General features: G+C 34.4%; 1 protein-coding gene. It reads left to right on the top strand.

The annotated features are described in order from the left end of the window. On the top strand, positions 1-436 hold a 436-nt coding region (locus AC3DEV_RS17155; protein WP_488372900.1), incomplete at both ends, for a phage tail protein.

Here is a 436-nt window from a genome sequence, read left to right as displayed (position 1 = left end):
CTATGTATTTGTCCACGACAGATGTTACACCTGATGTCTTATTGAAATTGAATAAATCTGTTGCTAAATGGTTCACTGGTGTCGAAGATTTGACTAATCAAATGATTGATTTATTTGATTCTAATGTAATTTCAGAGGCTTTGCTTCCTTATTTGTCTAAATTTTTCAATTCCAGATTATATGGACAAGATACGACTTTGTGGAGAAGGCAGATTAAAAGAGCTGTTCCTTTGAATAAGAAGAAGGGGACATTATCAGGTTTAGAAGAAGCGTTTGAAAATGCGGATATGAAGTTGAATAAATTGACCAAATTATGGCAGATTGTTTCTTCGTCTACATGGCAAGAGTGTTTTACTGGTGGAGAGTCATGGGTTTTAGAAAAAGTTGCTTTGGCTGATGATGGTTTGAATTTTGAGTTATTTAAAAACGACGTAGC

It is taken from the genome of Dietzia sp. IBK-p2-15D (assembly GCF_057773105.1).
The sequence above is the reverse complement of the archived record's forward strand: the minus strand, read 5'-3'. Positions and strand labels throughout refer to the sequence as shown.